18 protein-coding genes are annotated in these 19,799 nt (G+C 62.5%); 9 read left to right on the plus strand and 9 right to left on the minus strand.

Going from position 1 to position 19,799, the window contains the following annotated elements; genetic code table 11:
* Positions 1 to 140 precede the first annotated feature (140 nt).
* Both A5782_RS07535 and A5782_RS07540 read left to right on the plus strand, forming a co-directional pair.
* Positions 141 to 1,529, plus strand: a complete 1,389-nt coding sequence (locus A5782_RS07535; protein WP_067097341.1) for an NADP-dependent succinic semialdehyde dehydrogenase — start codon at positions 141 to 143, stop codon at positions 1,527 to 1,529.
* Positions 1,522 to 2,406 (plus strand): NAD(P)-dependent oxidoreductase, encoded by an 885-nt coding sequence (locus A5782_RS07540; RefSeq protein ID WP_082942827.1) that lies wholly within the window; start codon positions 1,522 to 1,524, stop codon positions 2,404 to 2,406. Before A5782_RS07535 ends, A5782_RS07540 begins: the two co-directional genes overlap by 8 nt.
* Positions 2,407 to 2,869: 463 nt before the next feature.
* Here the strand turns inward: A5782_RS07540 and A5782_RS07545 are convergent, their stop codons facing one another.
* Positions 2,870 to 3,520, minus strand: coding sequence for a TetR/AcrR family transcriptional regulator (locus A5782_RS07545; RefSeq protein WP_067097344.1), 651 nt, complete (start codon positions 3,518 to 3,520; stop codon positions 2,870 to 2,872).
* Positions 3,521 to 3,710: 190 nt separating this feature from the next.
* On the opposite strand from A5782_RS07545, the gene A5782_RS07550 reads away from it, so the two are divergent.
* Complete coding sequence (locus A5782_RS07550; RefSeq protein WP_197694144.1) at positions 3,711 to 4,763, plus strand: AraC family transcriptional regulator; 1,053 nt, start codon at positions 3,711 to 3,713, stop codon at positions 4,761 to 4,763.
* 342 nt (positions 4,764 to 5,105) lie between these two features.
* On the opposite strand, the gene A5782_RS27250 is transcribed toward A5782_RS07550, so the two are convergent.
* Entirely contained in the window at positions 5,106 to 5,579 is a 474-nt protein-coding gene (locus tag A5782_RS27250) for a zinc-binding dehydrogenase (protein WP_197694145.1), read from the minus strand.
* Positions 5,580 to 5,754: 175 nt separating this feature from the next.
* On the opposite strand from A5782_RS27250, the gene A5782_RS07560 reads away from it, so the two are divergent.
* The 3 genes from A5782_RS07560 (at position 5,755) to A5782_RS07570 (ending at position 8,667) form a co-directional block, all read left to right on the plus strand.
* Positions 5,755 to 6,561 (plus strand): alpha/beta hydrolase, encoded by an 807-nt coding sequence (locus A5782_RS07560; protein ID WP_067097351.1) that lies wholly within the window; start codon positions 5,755 to 5,757, stop codon positions 6,559 to 6,561.
* 164 nt (positions 6,562 to 6,725) lie between these two features.
* Positions 6,726 to 7,598 (plus strand): alpha/beta hydrolase, encoded by an 873-nt coding sequence (locus A5782_RS07565; RefSeq protein WP_082942831.1) that lies wholly within the window; start codon positions 6,726 to 6,728, stop codon positions 7,596 to 7,598.
* A 151-nt stretch (positions 7,599 to 7,749) separates the two neighbouring features.
* On the plus strand, positions 7,750 to 8,667 hold the full coding sequence (locus tag A5782_RS07570) for an NAD(P)H-binding protein (RefSeq protein ID WP_067097354.1): 918 nt from the start codon (positions 7,750 to 7,752) through the stop codon (positions 8,665 to 8,667).
* Positions 8,668 to 8,725: 58 nt separating this feature from the next.
* Here A5782_RS07570 and A5782_RS07575 read toward each other — a convergent pair whose 3' ends face one another.
* Positions 8,726 to 9,304 carry a TetR/AcrR family transcriptional regulator gene (locus A5782_RS07575; RefSeq protein WP_067097359.1) on the minus strand — a complete coding sequence of 193 codons (579 nt, stop codon included), beginning with the start codon at positions 9,302 to 9,304 and terminating at the stop codon, positions 8,726 to 8,728.
* A 92-nt stretch (positions 9,305 to 9,396) separates the two neighbouring features.
* Between A5782_RS07575 and A5782_RS07580 the strand changes: the two genes are divergently transcribed.
* A complete protein-coding gene (locus A5782_RS07580) occupies positions 9,397 to 10,377 on the plus strand; it encodes a helix-turn-helix domain-containing protein (RefSeq protein WP_082942833.1) in 981 nt (326 codons plus the stop codon).
* 50 nt (positions 10,378 to 10,427) lie between these two features.
* Here A5782_RS07580 and A5782_RS07585 read toward each other — a convergent pair whose 3' ends face one another.
* The 4 genes from A5782_RS07585 to A5782_RS07600 all read right to left on the minus strand — a co-directional run bounded on the left by A5782_RS07585 (position 10,428) and on the right by A5782_RS07600 (position 14,624).
* Complete coding sequence (locus A5782_RS07585; RefSeq protein WP_067097363.1) at positions 10,428 to 10,967, minus strand: DUF302 domain-containing protein; 540 nt, start codon at positions 10,965 to 10,967, stop codon at positions 10,428 to 10,430.
* 74 nt (positions 10,968 to 11,041) lie between these two features.
* Positions 11,042 to 11,848: an alpha/beta hydrolase gene (locus A5782_RS07590; protein ID WP_067097366.1), complete on the minus strand. Its 807-nt coding sequence runs from the start codon at positions 11,846 to 11,848 to the stop codon at positions 11,042 to 11,044.
* Between the two features lie 287 nt (positions 11,849 to 12,135).
* The gene (locus A5782_RS07595; RefSeq protein WP_067097369.1) at positions 12,136 to 13,812 is read right to left on the minus strand and encodes an AMP-binding protein; all 1,677 of its coding nucleotides are present in this window, start codon (positions 13,810 to 13,812) and stop codon (positions 12,136 to 12,138) included.
* A gap of 86 nt (positions 13,813 to 13,898) precedes the next feature.
* Complete coding sequence (locus tag A5782_RS07600) at positions 13,899 to 14,624, minus strand: alpha/beta fold hydrolase (protein WP_067097372.1); 726 nt, start codon at positions 14,622 to 14,624, stop codon at positions 13,899 to 13,901.
* A gap of 333 nt (positions 14,625 to 14,957) precedes the next feature.
* Here A5782_RS07600 and A5782_RS07605 point away from each other — a divergent pair, with 333 nt between their 5' ends.
* Positions 14,958 to 15,632, plus strand: coding sequence for a helix-turn-helix domain-containing protein (locus tag A5782_RS07605; protein ID WP_067097375.1), 675 nt, complete (start codon positions 14,958 to 14,960; stop codon positions 15,630 to 15,632).
* A 269-nt stretch (positions 15,633 to 15,901) separates the two neighbouring features.
* Entirely contained in the window at positions 15,902 to 16,618 is a 717-nt protein-coding gene (locus tag A5782_RS07610) for a hypothetical protein (protein WP_067097379.1), read from the plus strand.
* Positions 16,619 to 17,024: 406 nt separating this feature from the next.
* Here the strand turns inward: A5782_RS07610 and A5782_RS07615 are convergent, their stop codons facing one another.
* Positions 17,025 to 18,137: a UvrD-helicase domain-containing protein gene (locus A5782_RS07615; protein ID WP_196771997.1), complete on the minus strand. Its 1,113-nt coding sequence runs from the start codon at positions 18,135 to 18,137 to the stop codon at positions 17,025 to 17,027.
* A complete protein-coding gene (locus tag A5782_RS07620; RefSeq protein WP_064878482.1) occupies positions 18,118 to 19,749 on the minus strand; it encodes an ATP-dependent endonuclease in 1,632 nt (543 codons plus the stop codon). Before A5782_RS07620 ends, A5782_RS07615 begins: the two co-directional genes overlap by 20 nt.
* Between the last annotated feature and the right edge of the window lie 50 nt (positions 19,750 to 19,799).

Below are 19,799 nucleotides of genomic sequence, written 5' to 3' on the forward strand. Positions count from 1 at the left end.
CCTACATCTGATAGCGCAGTCCGCCTCGACTTGTGCCCATTTCGCGCCTACTTAGGGGCGCGATGCAAGTTTCCAATGGCGCTGTGTAGCAAAACAACTCAGTGTCGGTCTCGGGAACGATGTGGCCATAGCATCGGGTCATGGCTATCGCGACTATCAGTCCTGTCACTGGTGAGATTCTTAAGAGCTTTGACGATCTCACGCCTGAGGAACTCGAGGACAAACTCGCTCGGGCGGCAGCCGCCGCCGAGTCGTACCGACTGACGAGCATCGAGCAGCGTGCGAAGTGGCTCGGCCAAGCCGCCGACAACCTGGAAAAGGGGGCCGACTCCGTGAGCACGTTGATCACGACGGAGATGGGCAAAACCTACCGTGCCGCGCAGGAAGAGGTGGCGAAGTGCGTACGCGGGCTGCGCTTCTACGCCGCCGAGGGTCCCGCGTTCTTGGAGAAGATTCCTGCCGATGCCGCGCGCGTCGGCGCCAAACAGACGTACGTGACCTACCAGCCGATTGGCGTGGTGCTTGCTGTGATGCCGTGGAATCTGCCGCTGTGGCAGGCCATGCGATTCGCCGCGCCGGCACTGACGGCAGGAAACGTCGGCGTCCTCAAGCACGCCTCCAACGTGCCCCAGACCGCCCTGTACATGGAACAGCTGTTCCGCGACGCCGGTTTCCCGGATGACGTGTTTCAGACACTGCTGATCTCCGCCCGACGCGTCGAGCAGGTACTGCGAGACGACCGGGTGAAGGCGGCGACGCTGACCGGCAGCGAGCCCGCGGGACGCTCCGTGGGCAACATCGCCGGCGACGAGATCAAGAAAGTGGTCCTCGAACTCGGCGGTTCGGACCCGTTCATCGTCATGCCGTCGACGAATCTGCAACGGGCCACGGATGTCGCGGTCAAGGCGCGCACCCTCAACAACGGACAGTCGTGCATCAACGGCAAGCGGTTCTTCGTCCACCAGGACATCTATGACGCGTTCATGGCGATGTTTGTCGCCAAGATGGGGGCGTTGGTGGTGGGTGACCCGATGGACGATGCGACCGACGTCGGCCCGTTGGCCACCGAGTCGGGTCGCGATGACGTGGAGGCCTATGTAGACGACGCGGTGGCCAAGGGCGCGAAGGTGCTGGTGGGCGGGAAGCGGCCAGACAGGTCGGGTTGGTTTTACCCGCCCACCGTCCTAACCGAGATCACCCCTGACATGAAGATGTACCACGAAGAGGTCTTCGGCCCGGTGGCCCAGGTGTTCCGGGTGTCGTCCCTGCAGGAGGCGCTGCAACTGGCCAACGGCCATCCCTACGGCCTGGGCTCGAACCTGTGGAGCGAGGACGAGGCCGACCGCGCGCTGTTCGTGCGCGACGTCCAGTCCGGCATGGCCTTCATCAACGGGAACACCACCAGCTACCCGGAGATCCCGTTCGGCGGGGTCAAACGCAGCGGCTACGGGCGCGAACTGTCCGACCTCGGTATGCGTGAGTTCATGAACGCCAAGACGGTATGGATTGGTCAGGACGCCGGTGCGTGAGCGTCGCCTGACGGTGGCCGTGCTCGGCACCGGCACCATGGGAGCGGCGATGGCGACCAACATTGCCGCTGCCGCGATGGGGCTGCGGGTGTGGAACCGCACCCGCGCGGTCGCAGAACCCCTGACCAAAGTCGGTGCTGTGGTCTGTAATTCGGCGGCTGATGCCAGCCAGCGCGCCGACGTCGTGCTCACCACCCTCGCGAACGAAGCGATCACCGCCGAGGTGATGGACGAGGCGCGCAAGGGGTTCGGTGACGGCGCGGTGTGGCTGCAGTCATGCACAGTCGCACCTGAGGGCAGTCGTCGACTCGCCGAACAAGCAGACCGGCTCGGCATCGACTACGTGGAGGCTCCCCTGCTCGGCACCAAGGAACCCGCGATCGCGGGCACGTTGACCATCCTCGCCGCCTCCCCCCAGGCGGACGCACGCGTGCGAGTCCAGCCGGTTTTGGACGCCGTCGGGTCGCGCACGCTATGGCTCGACCGGATCGGTCAACCCAGCGCTCTGAAACTGGCCTACAACGCATGGGTGCTCGCCACGGTCGAAGGCATCGCCGAATCCCTCACTCTCGCCAAAGCGCTGGGCGTAGATCCGATGCTTGTGGTCGACGTTATCGGCCACAGCGGACTGGGCAGCGACTACGTGCGGACCAAGGGGCCGAAGATGATCAGCGACGATCTCGACACCCCATCTTTCCCACTGCAGGCCGCGGCAAAGGACGCCGGGCTGATCACCGACGCCGCGCGGGCCGCGGGCCTGCGGCTCGGTATCGCCGAGACTGTGCAGGAACGCCTGCACGCTGCCGTGCGCGACGGGCTGGGCCGAGCCGACGTGGCGGCCGTTTACCGGCTGTCGCGTCGTGTCACGTCCCGCTGATGGACTCCTCTGCGACGGAGCGATCCACCGCGAGCTCCGAAAGGAACATGTGACCCGCGCCGGCCTGGCTGCGGCGCGACAGAGCAACGCGCAATTTGCGGGCATCGTCGCGCTGGTTGACGACGACCACAGGGAATTGCCATCGGCGTGCGCTGGCTGGCGAATCATCGACGCAGTGGCCCGCCTAGGGGCGGCGCAGCGAGCACACGCGCACGTGACCACGTTCGACGGTGGCTCCCATCCTCGTCACGCTGATCAGCCATCCCGACGCTGTCTCCGCGGTCATCGAGGCTGCGGACGCGGGAGTCAATTAATTTGGGCCGCGCCAACATTGATGTGGCGCCCAACGGATCGAGGCGTCATGACCACCGGTTCGGCGGATGACGTCGCCTCCCAATTGTCAACCGCCGCATCACAGAGTCGGCCCACCTCGATGGCGGCCGCCCCTGCGCGCCGGCGTCGATCAGCCACCGCCTTCGCCCGCAGTGTGGAGCAGACTGCGGTGGAACTGTTCGTGGATCCAGTCCCGCGCTCGCGCTTCTGACCAGCCCAACTCGGTCACCGTGAAGTGAAAGCCGTTGTGCGCCCCGTAGTAGTACATAGCGATGTCCGCGAAGTCGTCGTCGGAGAAGGACGCCGGGAACGTTCCCAATTCCCGTACCTTGCGGGCTATTTCAAGCAAAGCGGTGCGTTGACGGTCGGTCGCCTGCGCCAGCAGTTCGGCCGCCTCCACATCGTGGGGTGCCGTGGCGAACACGACCTGAATGATGTCGTCGAATTGACGATAGAAGCCGAGGTACGAGTCGCCCAGCGCCTGAAGAACCTCATCGAGCGTGCCGGCCGCGTCGATCCGGTCGAGTGTCTGCTGCACCAGCGGCGCGGTGGTCCAGATCTCGACCAACGTGCGCAGCAGACCCTGCTTTCCGCCGCACTGCTGATAGACCGTGCCCGCCGAGACACGACTGGCATCAGCGATCTCGTTGACCGTGGTGGCGAAGTACCCGCGCTCGGCGAACAACGCCCGGGCGGCCTCGACCACCGCATTGCGCGTCTGCTCGGCGTATTCGTCACGCCGCGTGCGTCGCGGCGCAGAAGCGGCTTTGTTCGCAGTCACAACCGCGCCAACAAGGCAGTGGAGTGAATAGGCACGGGCGGTTGCAGTGACCGGGGCACCACGTCTGCCGATGTATGCCGGTATGCAGTGCCGTCGAGCTGACTCACCGTTTGAGTGTAGCGAATTTACAATCAGTAAACAATTACGACACTTGCTCAAGCATCGCTTATGTGACTATAGTATGACTTCAGTGAGTTCAGTCGCCGAGCATTGTCGACGACGGGCTCCGCACCCACGAGTAGGGGCAGGGCCTGTGACGCTTGGCAGTCTCAAAGAAAGCGCCGTCACGTCAGACGACCTGATCACTGAACTCGCCGCCCGCGCGTCCAACGAGGGTGTCAACGTAGGGTTGTGGCCGGGCCTGAGCATCTATCGCTACAGCGTGCCGACTCAGCCACGCTGGGAAGAGATTCAGTGCTTGTCGCTCGGCGTCATCGCGCGAGGCCGCAAGCTGGTCATCGCCGACGGCGCGCAGTATGTGTACGACCAATTCAGCTATTTGGTGATCAGCAGCTACCTGCACTTCCAATGCCAGATCCTCGAAGCATCTCCGCAGGAGCCATTTCTGTCTTTCGTGTTACAGATCGAACCGGCATTGGTCCGCAAGGTCTCGGCGGACATGCTTGAGCGGCGTGGCGTGGCAATGCCGCCGTTAATGAATCGATCGAACCCTATCGAGAAATGCATGGTGTCTACGCTGGATGACGAGCTCATGGACACCGTCCTGCGGTTTCTGCGGTCGTTGACAGCGGAGTCCGATCGGCGCGTGCTTGCTCCCTTGTACCTACGGGAGATGGTGTACCGGGTACTACAACGAGAGCAGTCCCCGCGGCTGCTGCAGATCGCCGCCCAGCAGGCCGCGGGCAATCCTGTGGCGGCGGCACTGAACTATATCGCCGCTCACCTGGCCGAGCCGTTGACCGTCACCACGCTCGCCGAGCAAGTCAATCTGAGCACATCTGCGTTCTCGCAACTGTTTCGTCAAGTCACCGGTCGCCCACCGTATCAATTCGTCAAAGAAATGCGGCTAGACCGAGCGCGCGAACTACTACTGGAAGGCCGGCTCGGCGTGGTAGACGTGTCGCGCACCGTCGGATACACCAGTGCATCGCACTTCATCAAGGAATTTCGCGGACGTTTCGGGACGACGCCCCGAGACTACGCCGACACACATCGCCTGAGCCGCGAGTTGCATGCGGCGCGGAACGGCGTTGACTCATTCACACCTCCGCTGAACACCTGACCACGATCTCCGGCTTATCGGTTATTAGTCACCAATGGGCGCCGTAGATGATCTGTGGGCCGACAAGGGCTAATCCTTTGCCGGAGAACCGATTACGTATATTCTTGTATGTTCTCACCGATCGTGGCGGAAGCTGACCCCGTTACCTAGATGTTTTCAGGATTTTCACCAAAATGGCGGACGACTTTTCTCATCTTCGTGGCGAATCCTAAAACTGTACGGTTGTGCGTAAATCCCGTCCCGGTCCTTATCACGACCTCGCCGCTACTCGGCGCTGCGGACGGAGCACTCCATCAGCCGCCTGTCTGCGCCCGCCGGCTTGGAGAGACCCTCAGACGCCGTTCAGTTGATGCGGATGACTAGCTTGCCGAGGAGCTTGCCCTCTGCGAGATGGTTAACGCCGTTGCGGCGTCGTCGAATTCGAAGACGTCGTCGATCACCGGTTGGATATGGGTGGCGCTGACGGCGCGCACGAGCTCCTGAGTGTCGGTGCGGTCCCCGACTGTGATCGAGCGGGTGTTCGCGCCCGCGCCTTTTGAGGAGGAAGTAGTCGATTCCGGGGTTAGCCGCGCTGAGGAAGCCGATCAGTGTCACCTCTCCCCCGATCGCGACCGCCCGCAGAGACTGCTCGATGGTGGCGGGTCCGCCGACCTCGATGACGCGATCGACGCCACGGCCATCAGTCAGAGCCCGGACCTGCTCACTCCACTGCGGGCAGTCGCGGTAGTTGATGACATCGTCGGTGCAAGGTCTGCCGGATAGCCTAGCTTCGGCTGCGAATCTGTTGGCGGCGCAGACGTCGTGATCGTGCCTCACCAGGGCATGTCGTGCCGACTTGCCTCACCGCGTGCCAACACATGTGCACCGCGTGCACGACCGGGCGGCGAAGAGTTACAGCGTGCGATAGCCGACGTAGGTTCTGTCCCAAGCGCTTTGCCGAAGGCTCGCGCCCGATTGAATAGCATTCCCAGCACACACGAGGACACGAATTATGACATCGCCAAAACCGCACCCAGTCATCTTCATTCACGGCCTGTGGATCCACTCGACTGCTTGGCAACCGTGGCTCGAGCTGTTCGAGGACAACGGCTATGCGGTCTCCGCCCCCGGTTGGCCTGGGGACCTCGCGACGGTCGCAGAAACACGCGCGAACCCGGACGGTATGAACGACATCGGTATCCAGCAGATCGTGGACCACTACGCGCAACTGATCGAAGCGCAGGGTGGCGTCAAGCCCATCGTGGTGGGGCACTCCTTCGGTGGGCTCTTTGCTCAGGAGTTACTCGCCGCAGGCCTCATCGCAGCTGCCGTTGCCATCGACCCCGCGCCGATCAAGGGGGTCAAGGCACTCCCGTTTGCGCAGATTAAGTCAGCATTCCCCGTCCTCGGCAACCCTGCCAATCGGCACCGGGCGGTGTCTCTTACGGCCAAGCAGTTCCACTACGCCTTTGGCAACAATCTCACCAAAGATGAGTCCGACGCCCTCCACCAGGAGTTGACCATCCCCGGACCCGGTAAGCCACTGTTCGAGGATGCGGGAGCAAACTTCTCGCGTCACTCGGCTGCCAAAGTCGACACCCACCTGGCCGACCGCGGCCCGCTGCTGTTGACGTCGGGCACCGAAGACCACGTGGTTCCCTTCCAGGTCACGAAGGAAGTCGTCGCCATGTATTCAAAAAGCCCGGCGGTGACGGACTTTCACATTTTCGAAGGACGCGGTCACTCGCTCACCATCGACAGTGGCTGGAAGGACGTCGCGGTCGTGGTGCTCGAGTGGCTGGCAGCCAACGGCTTTTGATCGCACGCGGCGCGGCGCGGTGGTAGGACCCACGCCGGCTACCGCCCACAGCCGCGAATGACGCCGAAGAATTCGGCGACAGACATTTCTCCGCCGCGGCTTTGTTACGCGGCCCACACAGATTGGAAATAATGATGTTTCAACCTTCTTGGCACACGGTGCGTATGGGTGCACTCACGCGTGCCGCTGCGGTGGCGGTCGCCGTGATCGTCCCACCGGCCGTCGCCGCCTGCGCGCACGCCGCATCTCCACCGGCCGCCTCTCCGCCGGTCGCGTCTCCATCCGGCGCGCCCGCACCCGCCGCGCCTTCACCGAGTGGTGCGAAGCCCACCATCGTTCTGGTCCATGGCGCCTTCGCCGATGCGTCGAGCTGGGGTGGCGAAGTTGGCGCATTGGAGAAGGACGGCTACGAGGCCCGCGCAATCGCCAATCCTTTGGAGAACCTGGACTCCGACACCGGCTACGTGAAGAATTTCCTCGCCACTCTGAACGGACCGATCGTGCTAGTCGGACATTCCTATGGCGGATCGGTCATCACGAACGCCGCCGCCGGCAATCCGAACGTCAAAGCACTGGTCTTTGTCGACGCCGCGGCCCCCGATGTGGGCGAGACGACCGCCCAACTCAGTGGAGCCGACTCGGTACTGAACCGACCCCAAAGCGAACTGTTCGATCCGGTACTCCCCCCGGGCGCACCCCAGGATCAGGCACAGCTCTATCTGAAGAAGGACATCTTCCTCCAGCACTTCGGAAACGACCTACCGCCCGACCTCGCCACCCGAGCCTGGGCCAGCCAGCGGTCAGCAGCGGTGGCCGCGTTGTACGCACCGTCGAAGAACGCCGCGTGGAAGGACATCCCCTCCTGGTACTTCATCAGCAGCGGAGACCAGGTCATCACCCCGTCCTCGGAGGACTCGATGGCCGCGCGAGCACACTCACAGGTCACACACTTCCATGGCGGCTCGCACCTGACGCTGGTCACACATCCCGACGCCGTCACTCAGGTCATCGAGGCTGCCGCCGCGTCCGTGCACTGACCTGGATTGGCACACGAGTGGTGTTGCCGGGGCTCGTAGTTGGATGCGACAGCGTTGTCGGTCCAGCTACCTGCCGTCCGCTACATGCGCTCCTGGCAACGCCTGGCGGTGCTACTGGAACATCTACGCCGAGAACCAGATTGGTAGACAGATGACCGAACTCACGTACCTCATCACTGGCGCCGGCGGCGGCACCGGCAGCGTCAGCCCCCGGGTCATCACCGCGCTGCTTGACGCCGGTGCCCCCGTGCGCGCGTTCGTGCACCGCGACGACGAGCGCGCCGCCGCGCTGCGCGAGCAGGGGGCCGACGTCGTCGTCGGCGACCTCACCAACCCTCGTGACGTCCACGACGCCCTCGACGGAGTGACGCGAATGTTCTTCTCCATGAGCGTCTCTGCGCACTACCTTGAAGCAACCACCGAAGTCTGCGCCGCCGCACTCGATCATGGACAACTTGAGGTCCTGGTCAACATGTCCCAGATGACGGTGTCGCAGATGACGATCACGAGCACCGCCGAGTCCCGTCAGCAACGCCAGCACTGGCTCGCCGAACAGGTGATCGCATGGTCGCGCCTGCCCGCCGTCACCGTGCGCCCCACGGTCTTCCTGGAGAACCCGCTGTTCAGTTCGCTCGCAGACGCCTCGATCAACGCCGACGGCACCCTTAACCTGCCCTTCGGCGCCGGCAAGACCTCGCCAATCGCCGCCCGCGACGTTGCCGACGTCGTCGCTACGATTCTGCGCGACCCGGCGCCGCACCTGGGGGTTACCTACGAACTCACCGGCCCCGCCCTCCTCGACCTCGACGGTCTGGCCGAGCAGTACTCCCAGGCGCTGAACCGGCCCATCGGCGGCGTCGACGTGCCCTACGACCAATGGCTGACCCGACTCGACGCGATGCGGGCGGGACCGCACCTCACCCAGCACATCGCCACCATGGCTCGGCTGCACCGCGAGGACCGCTATAACCGCCTCACCCACACCGTGGAAGAGCTGACCGGTCACGCCGCCCATACCGTCGCCGACTACGTCCGCGAACGCCACGGACTCCAACCACCAAGCCCCTGAGGTGTATCCGGCGACGGTGTCAGCTCATGGGCTGGCGGCCGGATCGCGTAGGGCGTCCTCACCAGGTGCGGACGTCGGCGGCGATGGTCTCCGCCGTCTCGGCGGCGGCTGTCGGATTGAAGCGAGCGGTGATCATGAGTCCCATTTGGGCGGCGGTGAGCACGTCGGCCTTACGGTCCGGGTGGTCGAGCCCATCAATCGCGTTCAATGCGTTGGTAATTGCGCCATGCAGCCGCTTCCGGTAGTTGTGCACCATGTCGGCGACGGCGTCGTCAAGGATGTTGAGCTCGGTGGCGGTGTTGGTGACCAGGCAGCCGCGTGCGGCTGTCTGCCGCGCTGACTTGCGAATGCGACTCGCCAGCGCGAGGAAGTAGGCGGCGATCTCGTCAGCGCCAGCATCGTCGGCTTCCATCGGTTCGATCAGCGGCCAGAGAACTTCTTCGCAGTAGCTCTGCACCGCACGTCTAAATAACGCGCTTTTGCTTCCGAAGGCTTGGTACAGGCTGGAGCGGTTCAGGCCGGTCGCCAACTCCAGGTCGGTGAGGGAGGTGGAGGCATAGCCCTTCTCCCAGAGCAGGTCGCGCGCGGCGCGCACAGCGGCCTGCTCCTCGAATTGTCTGCGCCGCCCGACCGTCACCAGCCGATCCTAGCTCTCTCGACTTGACTTCGTAAACCGATCAGTTCAGAATGAAATGAATCGATCGGTTCAGAATTTCGACGAGGTAAACCATGTCTTACGTCAGCGTCGACACACGCCAAGTGCCGGTCAGCGACCGCGCCGAAGCGTTGACTCAAATGACGCGCGAAACGGTGGTTCCAATCGACATCACGTTCACCGAGCAATCGCCGGTCACCGCCGCGGGCACCATCTGCGAGTTGGGTGATTTGCAGAACTGCTCCGTTCACACCAACGCCTTGAAGATCGAGCGGACACCGGCGCAGGCCCGCGACGACACACGCCCGTGCGTGTTCCTGGGGCTGCAACCGTCGGGCACCAGTGTCGTGGTCCAGCATGGTCGTGAGGCAACGTTGCGTCCGGGTCAGCTGGCGTTGTTTGACACCACCGCCCCATACACCCTGTTGGATCCTGACGGGCTTCGCCAGGACTTCTTCCGGGTGCCGATCGACCGTCTTGCTCTGCCGCACAACATGATTAGCCAGTTGTGTGCGGTCACGCTGAGTCCCCACCACCCGGTCACCGATCTGACCGCTACCTATCTGCGGCGCTTGCGGACGCGGTCTGACATCTTCGAGCGCACTGATGCGGAGTCGGTGGCGCAGGCCAGCATCGACCTGGTGCGCGCCCTGTTGACCACGCACGCCGACGCCACTGAACTCGGCCGTGAAGCCATGCGGGCAACACTGCAGTTGCGGATCATCGAATACCTGCGCGCCCACTTGCATGAGCCGAACCTCAGTGCGGCGCAGGTGGCATCGGAACATCACATCTCGGTGCGCCAGCTTTACAAGGTGCTCGCGGCGGCGCAGATCGGCCTAGGTGATTGGATCCGCACCGAAAGGCTGGAGGCGTGCCGGCGCGACTTGGCCGAGCCCGTTGCACAGACGGCATCGATCGCCGCGATCGCTCGGCGGTGGGGGTTCGTCGACCCATCGAGCTTTGCGCGGATGTTCCGCACCGCGTATGGGATGTCGCCTCGCGAGTGGCGGGACCTGCGTGCGGGCGTCGAGGGCGGCAGGACTCGCTCCTAGCCACGTCGCGGTCGTCGGCCCGGCATCTAGCACTCATGGCGGCTCGGCGGTTACTGCGTCGGACCGTCGTTGACGAACGCCGCTGCGGCGTCGACGCCGACAACCGTAAGCAGGTGGACCACCTTGCGGTCGAGTTCGCGGCCCACGTCGGTGACGGCGGGATCGTTCAGGCTGGCAAACAAGCTGCTGGGCTGGTCGAGGGTGAAAATGGCGTCGCCGCCGGCATCGCTGTGGACGAGGATGCGCAGCGGCGCGTAGAGCAGAGCCAGGGAGGAGCGGCGGAACATCTGCTCGGCCACGACAGGGTTGCCCAGCAGGTACTCCACGGCCGGGGTGTGGTGACCGGCGGCCGACATGATCGGTCTTGCGTCGATGGACGTAAACACCATCAGCTCGTGGGGTGCCCTGGCCCTTACGGCGGCGCGCACGTCGTCCCAGGTGCCACCGCCGGCGACGATCTTGTGTACGGCTTGGCGGTCGAATACCGGCGCTGCGGATTCGAAGGTGGCGCGGAATTCGTCGAACGGGATGGCGGTGGCGATATCGAGGCGCACGACGTGATGCGTTGTGCGGGTGGCTGTTGCAGACACGGCGCTCCTTAAGGGGTGTGTGGTGACGGGACGCGCGGTCGTCGGCTGGTAGTCGGTCAAGCGCGACGAGGAGCTCAGAATCCCTTGCCGGCCAACCATTCCAGGACAACGTCGGCGACTTCCTTCCACCCGTTGTCGATGGTGAGGGAGTGGCCGCGGCCCTCGAAGACGTGGAAGTCGGTGTCGCCTGGTCCTTTGCTGTAGAGGTCGACAACCTGCTTGGTGACCTTGAGCGGCACCACGTGATCCTCCGTGCCGGAGGTAATCAGCAGCGGCCCGCGCCTGCCGACGGTGACGTCGACGGCGGCGGCGGAGTGCCGCGTGAGGTTAGCGCCGGCCGCTTCGAACAGCGGGCGTCCAGCACCGGGGATGGACCAGGCGTCGTGCAGTGCGTTGGATTCTTCGTCGGTCAGAGTATTGCCGAAGGCGTAATGGAACTGTTTGGGTGTGAGCGCGACGGCGCGGTGCCGGTTGGCCGGATTGCCGAGCACCGGGAACGCGGATTTCAGTTGGGCGAAGGGCAACGCCTTGGCGCCCTTGATCGCCGCGGGGTCAAGTGCGACGGCGGCTGCGGCGTACCCAGTGGCTAGCAGTTGCTGGGCAAACATCCCTCCAAAGGAATGGCCGATGACGATCGGTTTGACGGTCGGGTTGCCGATGATGCCGGCGTAATGGTCGACGACATCGGCGATGCCGACGCCGTTCATGGCGTCGGGATTGGTGCGGGTCTCTTCCACAGTGGGCGAATCGCCGGGCCAGCCGGGCGCTGCCGCGGCATATCCGTTGGCGCGGAACAGTTCTAGCCACGGTTGCCAAGCGCTCGAGTGGATCCACAGGCCGTGAATAAATACGACGGGGTGGATCTTCGTAGGTGCGGTCATGGCAGATGTCCTTTCGGGTGCGATGGTTTCTCAAAATGGATTGCCGGGCGTTTTGCGGTTGCGGTCGTTCACGACGCTAGGGCGGCCTGCACACGGTTACGATTCCGGCGACGTGTTCGTGCGCGTGGTGCACATCTGCGTGCACGGGGTGAGCATCTGGACGGCCGGTCAGCCAAGGCGCGCATGGCCTTAGGTATGCTTTTGACTTTGGTACCGCAACGAGTTCTGGACCGCTGTCGCGAGGCGTAGGCGCGTGGCAGCAGGCACCATCAACCGACAGCGGGCCGCTACACATCGGTCAAGGCGTCTTCCAAGCTGACTTCGCCCTTCAGCCATCGCCGCAGCGACATCTTGCGAACTTTGCCCATGCCGTTGCGAGGGAGCGCGTCGACACACTCCAGCCGGGTCGGCATGTACCAGTGGGTCATCCCCAGCCCGCCGAGATACTCGCGCAGTTCTTCCAAAGTCACCTGGTGCGCGCCGGCGGGAACAACCACCGCACAAGCCAGCTCTCCGCCTTGCCCGTCCGGATAACCGACCAGGGCCACGTCCTGAACGCCTGGATGACGCAGCAATTCGGATTCGACGTCGTTCACCGGAATCATGAATGCCCCGCCGATCCTGTCACCGGCACGACCCATCAGCCGAATCCCGCCGAGGCCATCCGGCACCGCCAAATCACCGGTCGCGTACCAGCCGTCGTCGAACTCGGAAGTCACCACCACTTCACCGGTGTCGCGTCCCACCGTCGCGACACACACGCCACCGCTTCGTATGAATAATTTGCCCGGATTTTCGCGGTTGATCTCGTCGTCCGATCGCAGATCCAGTTCCACTGACCGCAACGGACTGCCGTCGCTGTGAGCGGCCCAGTCCGGCGGATCATCGCTACGGGTCGCCGTCCCGATGCCGACTTCGGTCATCGCCCAGAGCGTCAGCAGGGGCGTGCCAAACACCTTTTCGACGTCGGCTACCAGTGGCGCAGGGACGGTGGTGGCGCCGGTCATCATCGCACGCAGGGGTGGAAGATCGTTCGGACCCGTTCGCTCTCCGACGGCTGTGAGCAGGTCGTAGATAAACACCGGCGCCGCCATCATCCGACTGGTGCGACTCTCGACCATGACCTGCAGACCCCGGGCCCCCGACCAGGAGTCAAGCAGGACGGTCGAGGCGCCCGTGGTTAAGGCCGTGTGGGCCAACAAGTGGCCGGCGAGGTGCATGAGTGCGTGTGGGCAGAAGACGACGTCGGACTGCTCAAATCCCAGCGCCTCGCACAGGCCGGCGAACGAGCTGTAAACGGTATTATGGGTGTGCAGTGCCGCTTTGGGTTCTCCAGTAGTACCTGAAGTAAAGATCACCGTCGAAACCGCGTCCGGATCGTCCCTCACATCGTCGAGCGCCACCGAATGACGCTGCTCCCAGGCGGTCTCCTCGAACATCGAGGCGAACTCGATATCACCGTCCCCGGCCTGCCCGATCACCACCCGATGGCGCAATTTCGGCAATCGAGAAGCTATGTTGCGCAATGCATCTGCGTGGTCGAATCCCGCCCACCGGTCCACGGTGATGCAGACGTGCGCCCCCACGCGCCGTAGCATTCGCTCCAGTTCACGCGGTCTAATCGTGGTCATGGTCGGAGCGACAATGGCCCCCAACCGTGCCACCGCCTGGTAAAGCACCAAAGCCTGCCACCAATTCGGCAACTGAATTGCGACCACATGCCCCTGCCGCACTCCAAGTTCGTACAGTGCACCCGAAAAGCGCTCGACGAGGGACGCATAACCTTGATAGTCGATCAGCACCGGCGCACCCGAGGCCCCGAATGCGCTGATTGCCAACGCCTGCGGACTCTCATCCCGCCACCGGCGTAAATCACCGATCGGGCCGGTACTGCGCCACACCCCTGCGGCGCGGTACTCTTTCGCCCTCGACTCCCGCGGACGGATCATCGAGTACGACACCATAACTCCCTAAATTTAATCGAATAACCCAGCACGCCAACACTCTCGCGCACCATCGGACCGGCTCGCGGGCCTCGCAACTATCCCGCTCAGTCGCGTCCAGCTTCGATGATCTTGTCAGTCAATAGGTTTGGATTGGTAAAGATGAGTTCATGGCTGCCCGGCATTTGCACCAGCCGGTACAGCCCGAGCCGGGACGACATCCTGGGATGCCACCCCCATTCGCCTGGCGGGAGCGCGATGTCGTCGGTTCCGTTGAGATAGCTCCGTGGCGTGTCCAATTCGTAGAATTTCCGCAGGTCCAGCGGCTCGACCATCTGCGGGTACGGTTCCGGCGACAACTGCGCATACGCCTCCGCGGCAACGTCCAAATCGGCGTCGTTGATGAACGTCTCGCGAAAGATCGAGAATGGCAGCGTCACGGTGTTGTCCGGCGAGGCCTCCGCGAGCTGTTGAAACGAAGCGCGAAAATGCGGCGGCACCACGTCAAGTACGCACTCCCCGTCGTTGAGGATGAATGCGTTCCAGAAGACAAGCCGCCGAACACGTTCGGGAAGGGCCTCGACGACTTTGCAAACGATGCTGCCGCCGAAGCTATGGCCAATTAACACGATGTCGGTGAGATCGCGGCTGACGATGAAGTCCACGATCGACTGGGTCGCCTGGGCGTGACTAACCTGTTTGCAGACGCCCTTGCCGTGTCCCGCAACGGTTGGCCCAAAAGCAGTGTGACCGTGGTCTTGCAGGCGACTGATCACTGGGTTCCAGACGGATCCGTCGTGCCATGCGGCATGTACCAGGACGAAGGTTGACATGGTTTGTTCGTCTCCTTGGTGGGCTTCACACACGGCAGAATGCCGATGCGTACTCTGCGAGCTGTCTGACTTGAACTGTTGGAGCAGGTGAGTTCAAGGCGAGTCGTCCCGGACCGCCGACGTTAGGGTTGCCGAGCGGGTAGACGGTGGCCGCGGTGCTGTCGGCGGGCGGCCTCGACAACCAGCATCGCGTTGCGTGCGAATCGGGTCATCAACGCCGGGGCCGCATTGGGGGCTTCGAATGTCACGACACCATGCTCGGAGATTACGGCTGCACCGTGAAGGCCTAATTTAGAACTCCACACAGGCGTGCGGTGATGCACAATTGATGACATGGCCACCTATCGTCAGTATTGCCCTGTCGCAACGGCATCGGAGATCCTCGCCGAGAGGTGGAATCCGTTGATCGTGCGCAACATGATGTTTGGCGCCGACACCTTCTCGGCGATCGCCAACGGAGTGCCGTCGATGTCTCGCTCAATGTTGATCAAGCGCCTTGACGAACTACAGCGCGCGGGAATTATCGAAGCCGAGCCCAAGCCCGTTGGCCGTGGGCACACCTACCGACTTACCGACGCCGGCGCCGACCTCGCCGGGGTGATTAGGGCCCTCGGAACGTGGGGCGAACGGTGGATGGACGTCACCGCGGAGCAATCCGATCCCGCCTACGCACTGTGGGCTTGGTGCCAGGTACAGCTCGACCGATCTAAGCTGCCAGACGGCCGAACGGTGATCGCGTTCACCTTCCCCGAAGAGCGTCCCAGCAACCGGCGGTTCTGGATATTGATCGAGCACGGGGATGCCGAGATGTGCCACTCCGATCCCGGCGGCCAGCCCGACCTCACCGTTGAGGCCAGCTCACGGGCGTTCGTCGACTGGCACCGCGGTGCCCGTACGTGGCGCGAAGTGCTTCGCACCGGGGAAATCACTGTCGAGGGTCCACAGTGGCTGCGCCGGGCACTTCCGACCTGGAACCTGCAGGTACCCGACCCCACCAAAGCGATATAGCACATTGCGCTCGCCTTGCTTCGCGCTTTGACCGCGCCGACCCTCGGTCGCCGTGGCTCTATGAACTCGCCCTACACATGTGGTTCACGTCAGCGTCGAAATGGGTTTTGTGGTACGCACGCCTCGCGGCCCGGATTGGTTGGCGCATGTCAGAACAAGTCCGATCAGGTTGCGCTCACACTGAGTTCTGCACGCCCTTGGCGCAGATTTCATCGACTTCCGTCGATGCGCCCAAGCGATCGGCCAGTCCACGGGCTAGTCTCACCGGCATGCCCGGACAATCCCTGATGAAGGTCATCACCGTGGTCTGGTCAGTCGCTGTTGCCGTGGCGCTGTTTGTCGGATTGCCGGCACTCTTGACTGCGGCCGGGGTGGAAATCAACGCCACGTTGATCGTCATGACGTTGTCGGCGATCGGAACGGTGGGCGCACTGATATGGGCTGTGCTCAACGGGCTTCGGCTCAGACGGGAAGCAGCTACTGACCGCCGCAAGGCCGAGGCAACCGAAGCCGCCGCGGTCGCGCAGCAACGGATCGATCAGGCGAGGCGCGTGTGTGGATGGATCACCCGCGCGGGACTGAACGAACGACAACTGACGGACCTGTATGCCCAACGCGTTCTGCTGTCTAACAGCTCCGCCGAGCCTGTTTACGAGTTGGTTGCGTACCTGGTGTGGGTGCAAGGCGCAGCTCCTCATACCGGCGAAGAGTTGCAGATACATCCTTACGCAGATATGCGAGAAATCCGAGCGATTGTTCAGGTCCTACCTCCTGGCAACTTCCAGCTGGCCCTCGTAGGTCCGTCGAACCAGCCAATGCAGGGGCAGCTGGGACTGGAAATTTCGTTTACGGACGCAGCCGGCCACAGCTGGGTGCGCCGAGTTCCCTCCGGCGATCTACAAGAGCTCAATGCCCACCCTGTTGATCACTACCTCATCGGTAGACCATTGCAGTACAACCAAATAGAGGCCTGGACGACTGCATAAGGTCGGCTTGGTAGGCGCAAAGGCCTGGCCGAGCCGTCTCTGCATGATCGCACTACCAATATTACTGGGGTGCAAAGCATTTCGCCACTCCAATGCATCAACGCCGAGGCCCGGTGCGCACCGTCAAAGTGAGGCTTGACAATTAGGTGCGTAAGCGAATTCTCATCTTTGTGGCGGATCCGCCACTTCGACGTCAGGAAGATGAGAATTCCGCCACGTCGGATGAGAACCTACACAACAACACGTTGTCGAGATGCAGCGACGATTGACAGGACACGCCTGCCTACTTTGACAGGATCCGGGCGTGTCGCGAGAGCTTGTCAATCTTCGTTGCAAAAGCGCAGTTCAGAGCGGTTTCAACACCAAGGGCCGCGTTGGTTGAGCAATCCTCTCTGCGAGTCCGCGCTCAGCTGCCTACGATTCCTGCCTCCGGCGTCCATACGGGAATAACGGTGTCCTTGGGCGGCTTGATGATGAACCCGACGCTGTGCCGAGCCCGAGTGACCGCCACGTAGAGATTCGCTGCCTGCTGGTCATTTAGCTCGCGTGCCTTGGTTATGAGCTTGCCAATAGGTCCGGTGGGATGGATCAGGACTCGCGGTCGCTCCAGTCCCTTGGCCTTGCCCCAGTTCAGGCACTCAAGGTGGTCATACTGCTTGCCGCTTGCCTTGCTGTTACGCAAAAGAATTGGATGGTAAAGGGCGTCATACTCATCGACATGGCCTGGTGCGATCAGGAAGATCCCATCGTGGTCTGTGCGAACAGTATTTAGCGATACCGTCGGTTCGAATCCCCACTCGGGGCCGAATAATGAATCGGCGAACGCTGCGATCTCCGGTGCGCAACGCCAAGTTTCGCATCGTTGCTCGATGGCCAAGCGCCCGGCCTGTTCCTGCGTCTGAAACCATTTCCAGATTTTCATGTACATGAACGGCTTGTGTTTGGCTTCACGTTGGTTGGTGGCCAAGATGGCCTGACGAATGTCGCCGACCATCTCGAGGGTGACCGAGGATGCCATCAGCAGGTCCAGAATCTCGAGGTCATAACCGCAAAGGTCCTGAACCTCGTCGATCATGAGCCGGTCATACACCCGTTCAAGTCGCTGCAGGCATATTCCGGCACCAGCCTGGTTGATTTGCACCGCGAGCTCCGGGAGGTGTACGCGCCGGACGTCGGCTTGCTCATTTATGTACCGCTGCCAGCTACCTGTCGCGGCGTAGGTCTGGGGTGGGCTGTCGAAGTCGAACCCTTCAACGCGCCTGCCTTCAAACATCAAGGGCAGGAAGGGGTGGACGAAATTTTGAAGCAGGAACGAGAACCAGCCACGCACCTCGATGTGTGGGTGGTCGCCCGCCAGCCGATCCAATCTGGAGGACAGCTCGCGTTGGTTATGGCTAGTGTAGGTAAGAACGAGAATGCGCTCGCGCGGATCGGCCGCTTTGCAGGAATCGACAAGCCCTTGGGTCTTTCGGGATCCGGCGACAGCGAGCGTGAGCCGGTTACTGGGCTGATTCGTCAACGAAGGCAACCGCTTCAATGATGTAGCTCGGCGCATTGAGCGTCGTGTCGCTTTCCAAAATTCGTAATGCACCCTCGGTCTTATTGTTGTCCATCCAGGTGACGAGGACCGCCTTGTCCGTGATCGCCAATACCTTGCGTAACGTCTGCTCGTCGTTGGCGTGCACGATTTGGGGTTCAAGCGTGTTTCCCTGACCGGATGCTCCGATGAAGATGCGGTGGTCATCGTTGAGGTACTCGGCCAGGTCCTCGAGCAGTTCGGTTGGATCTTTGCCGTCGTTGTCACGCAGAACCGCGCATCGACTCCCGAGCGCCTGGACCAGGCGCAGGCAGTGCTTCAACGACAGTGCACGCATGCTGATCACGTCGATACCGTCATCAATGGGCCGCCGCCCGTGGTGCGTATCCATATAGAACCGTTCGACGACAATCTCGTCGGACGGGCCCTCCACGAGGATCAGACGCCCCGCCAAAGCCATACGCAGTGTGTCGTATCCGGGCAGCTTCTTGAAGTAGGCAACGGTGCCCTCAGGGAGTGCGCCCAAGACCGTGATGCCGTTTTCTCCGACCAGTTGCAGGCCGTCAACACCGATGCGGTTGAGTACGTATGAGCTGTGTGTAGTGACGAACAGCTGCTGATCGTTGCCAGCAAGATCCGCGATGCGCGCTAGCAGCTTTCCCAAATTGGTATGGGACAGGTGGTTTTCCGGCTCTTCAATCATCACCACCCGTGCCGCGGATGTCGTCCGCCCCATGGCTAGCGCAATCTTGATCGCGGCCTGCTGACCTTGCCCAGACAGCAGGAAGGGGACTTCGGCGACATGCGGGATTACGCTGGAATCCCAAGCGCCACGACCGGTTTGATCCATGGCAAGCTCTAGCGCTTTGTCGTCCAGTGGCCCTGGCAGCTCTGCCATCTTTTCGTTCACCACCTCCAGATGTGGCGACGCCAGGGTGTCGCGCGTGGCGCGCACGGCCAGGGACACCTTCGCCTTCTCGGAGGCGTCGAGGTGATCGTTGAGAATCTGTTTGAGGTGGACGTCCATCCCACTGTTCGACCGAATAGTGCGGGAATCGATGACGGCAGTAGTCAGCTCTTTCGGGCGTGCCGTCAACGTCTTGTTGGAAAACGTGCGCCAGTCCACGCGGTAGTACTCCACAGGCAGCGCCGAGGGCCCAGCATCGTCGGACTCAATCTGAGATAGGTAGGCCTCGATCTCGTCACCGTAATCGGGATCGGGCTCAACTCTGAGACGGATACCCGCGCAAGCCCTTGTCGGCTGCTCTGAATTATTGGCGCCGAACAGGTTTCGCTGAAATTCGTCGTGGTCGCGGAGAAATACTTCGATCTCGATCACTGGTGGCGCTGGTGTATCACCCTTGGTTCTGGCGGCGAAGAACTCCCTCACCAACTGGGCGTTAAACCAGAACGGGTTGACCTCGTCGCTGGCGAGACGCCCACTGACCCGCCCAGTCAGCGCCAAAGTGATTGCTTCGAGGAGGGTCGACTTCCCCGCGTCATTGTCGCCGACGAGAATGTTGAGACGCTGGTGCGGCTCGAAATTCAACTCGCGAAACTTGCGATATCCCAGAATCCGCACCCGCTCGATCACTGATCACTCCAGTCCGCCGCTATCTCGCCACCGCATCTGGCCACGGCTTC

Source organism: Mycobacterium sp. 852002-40037_SCH5390672 (assembly GCF_001665875.1).
Taxonomy (GTDB): domain Bacteria; phylum Actinomycetota; class Actinomycetes; order Mycobacteriales; family Mycobacteriaceae; genus Mycobacterium.

Coding starts and splice junctions, on each gene's coding strand:
- A5782_RS07535 (WP_067097341.1), top strand. CDS start 141: ATGGCTATCGCGACTATCAGTCCTGTCACTGGTGAGATTCTTAAGAGC.
- A5782_RS07560 (WP_067097351.1), top strand. CDS start 5,755: ATGACATCGCCAAAACCGCACCCAGTCATCTTCATTCACGGCCTGTGG.
- A5782_RS07565 (WP_082942831.1), top strand. CDS start 6,726: ATGGGTGCACTCACGCGTGCCGCTGCGGTGGCGGTCGCCGTGATCGTC.
- A5782_RS07570 (WP_067097354.1), top strand. CDS start 7,750: ATGACCGAACTCACGTACCTCATCACTGGCGCCGGCGGCGGCACCGGC.
- A5782_RS07580 (WP_082942833.1), top strand. CDS start 9,397: ATGTCTTACGTCAGCGTCGACACACGCCAAGTGCCGGTCAGCGACCGC.
- A5782_RS07590 (WP_067097366.1), bottom strand. CDS start 11,848: ATGACCGCACCTACGAAGATCCACCCCGTCGTATTTATTCACGGCCTG.
- A5782_RS07595 (WP_067097369.1), bottom strand. CDS start 13,812: ATGGTGTCGTACTCGATGATCCGTCCGCGGGAGTCGAGGGCGAAAGAG.
- A5782_RS07600 (WP_067097372.1), bottom strand. CDS start 14,624: ATGTCAACCTTCGTCCTGGTACATGCCGCATGGCACGACGGATCCGTC.
- A5782_RS07605 (WP_067097375.1), top strand. CDS start 14,958: ATGGCCACCTATCGTCAGTATTGCCCTGTCGCAACGGCATCGGAGATC.
- A5782_RS07610 (WP_067097379.1), top strand. CDS start 15,902: ATGCCCGGACAATCCCTGATGAAGGTCATCACCGTGGTCTGGTCAGTC.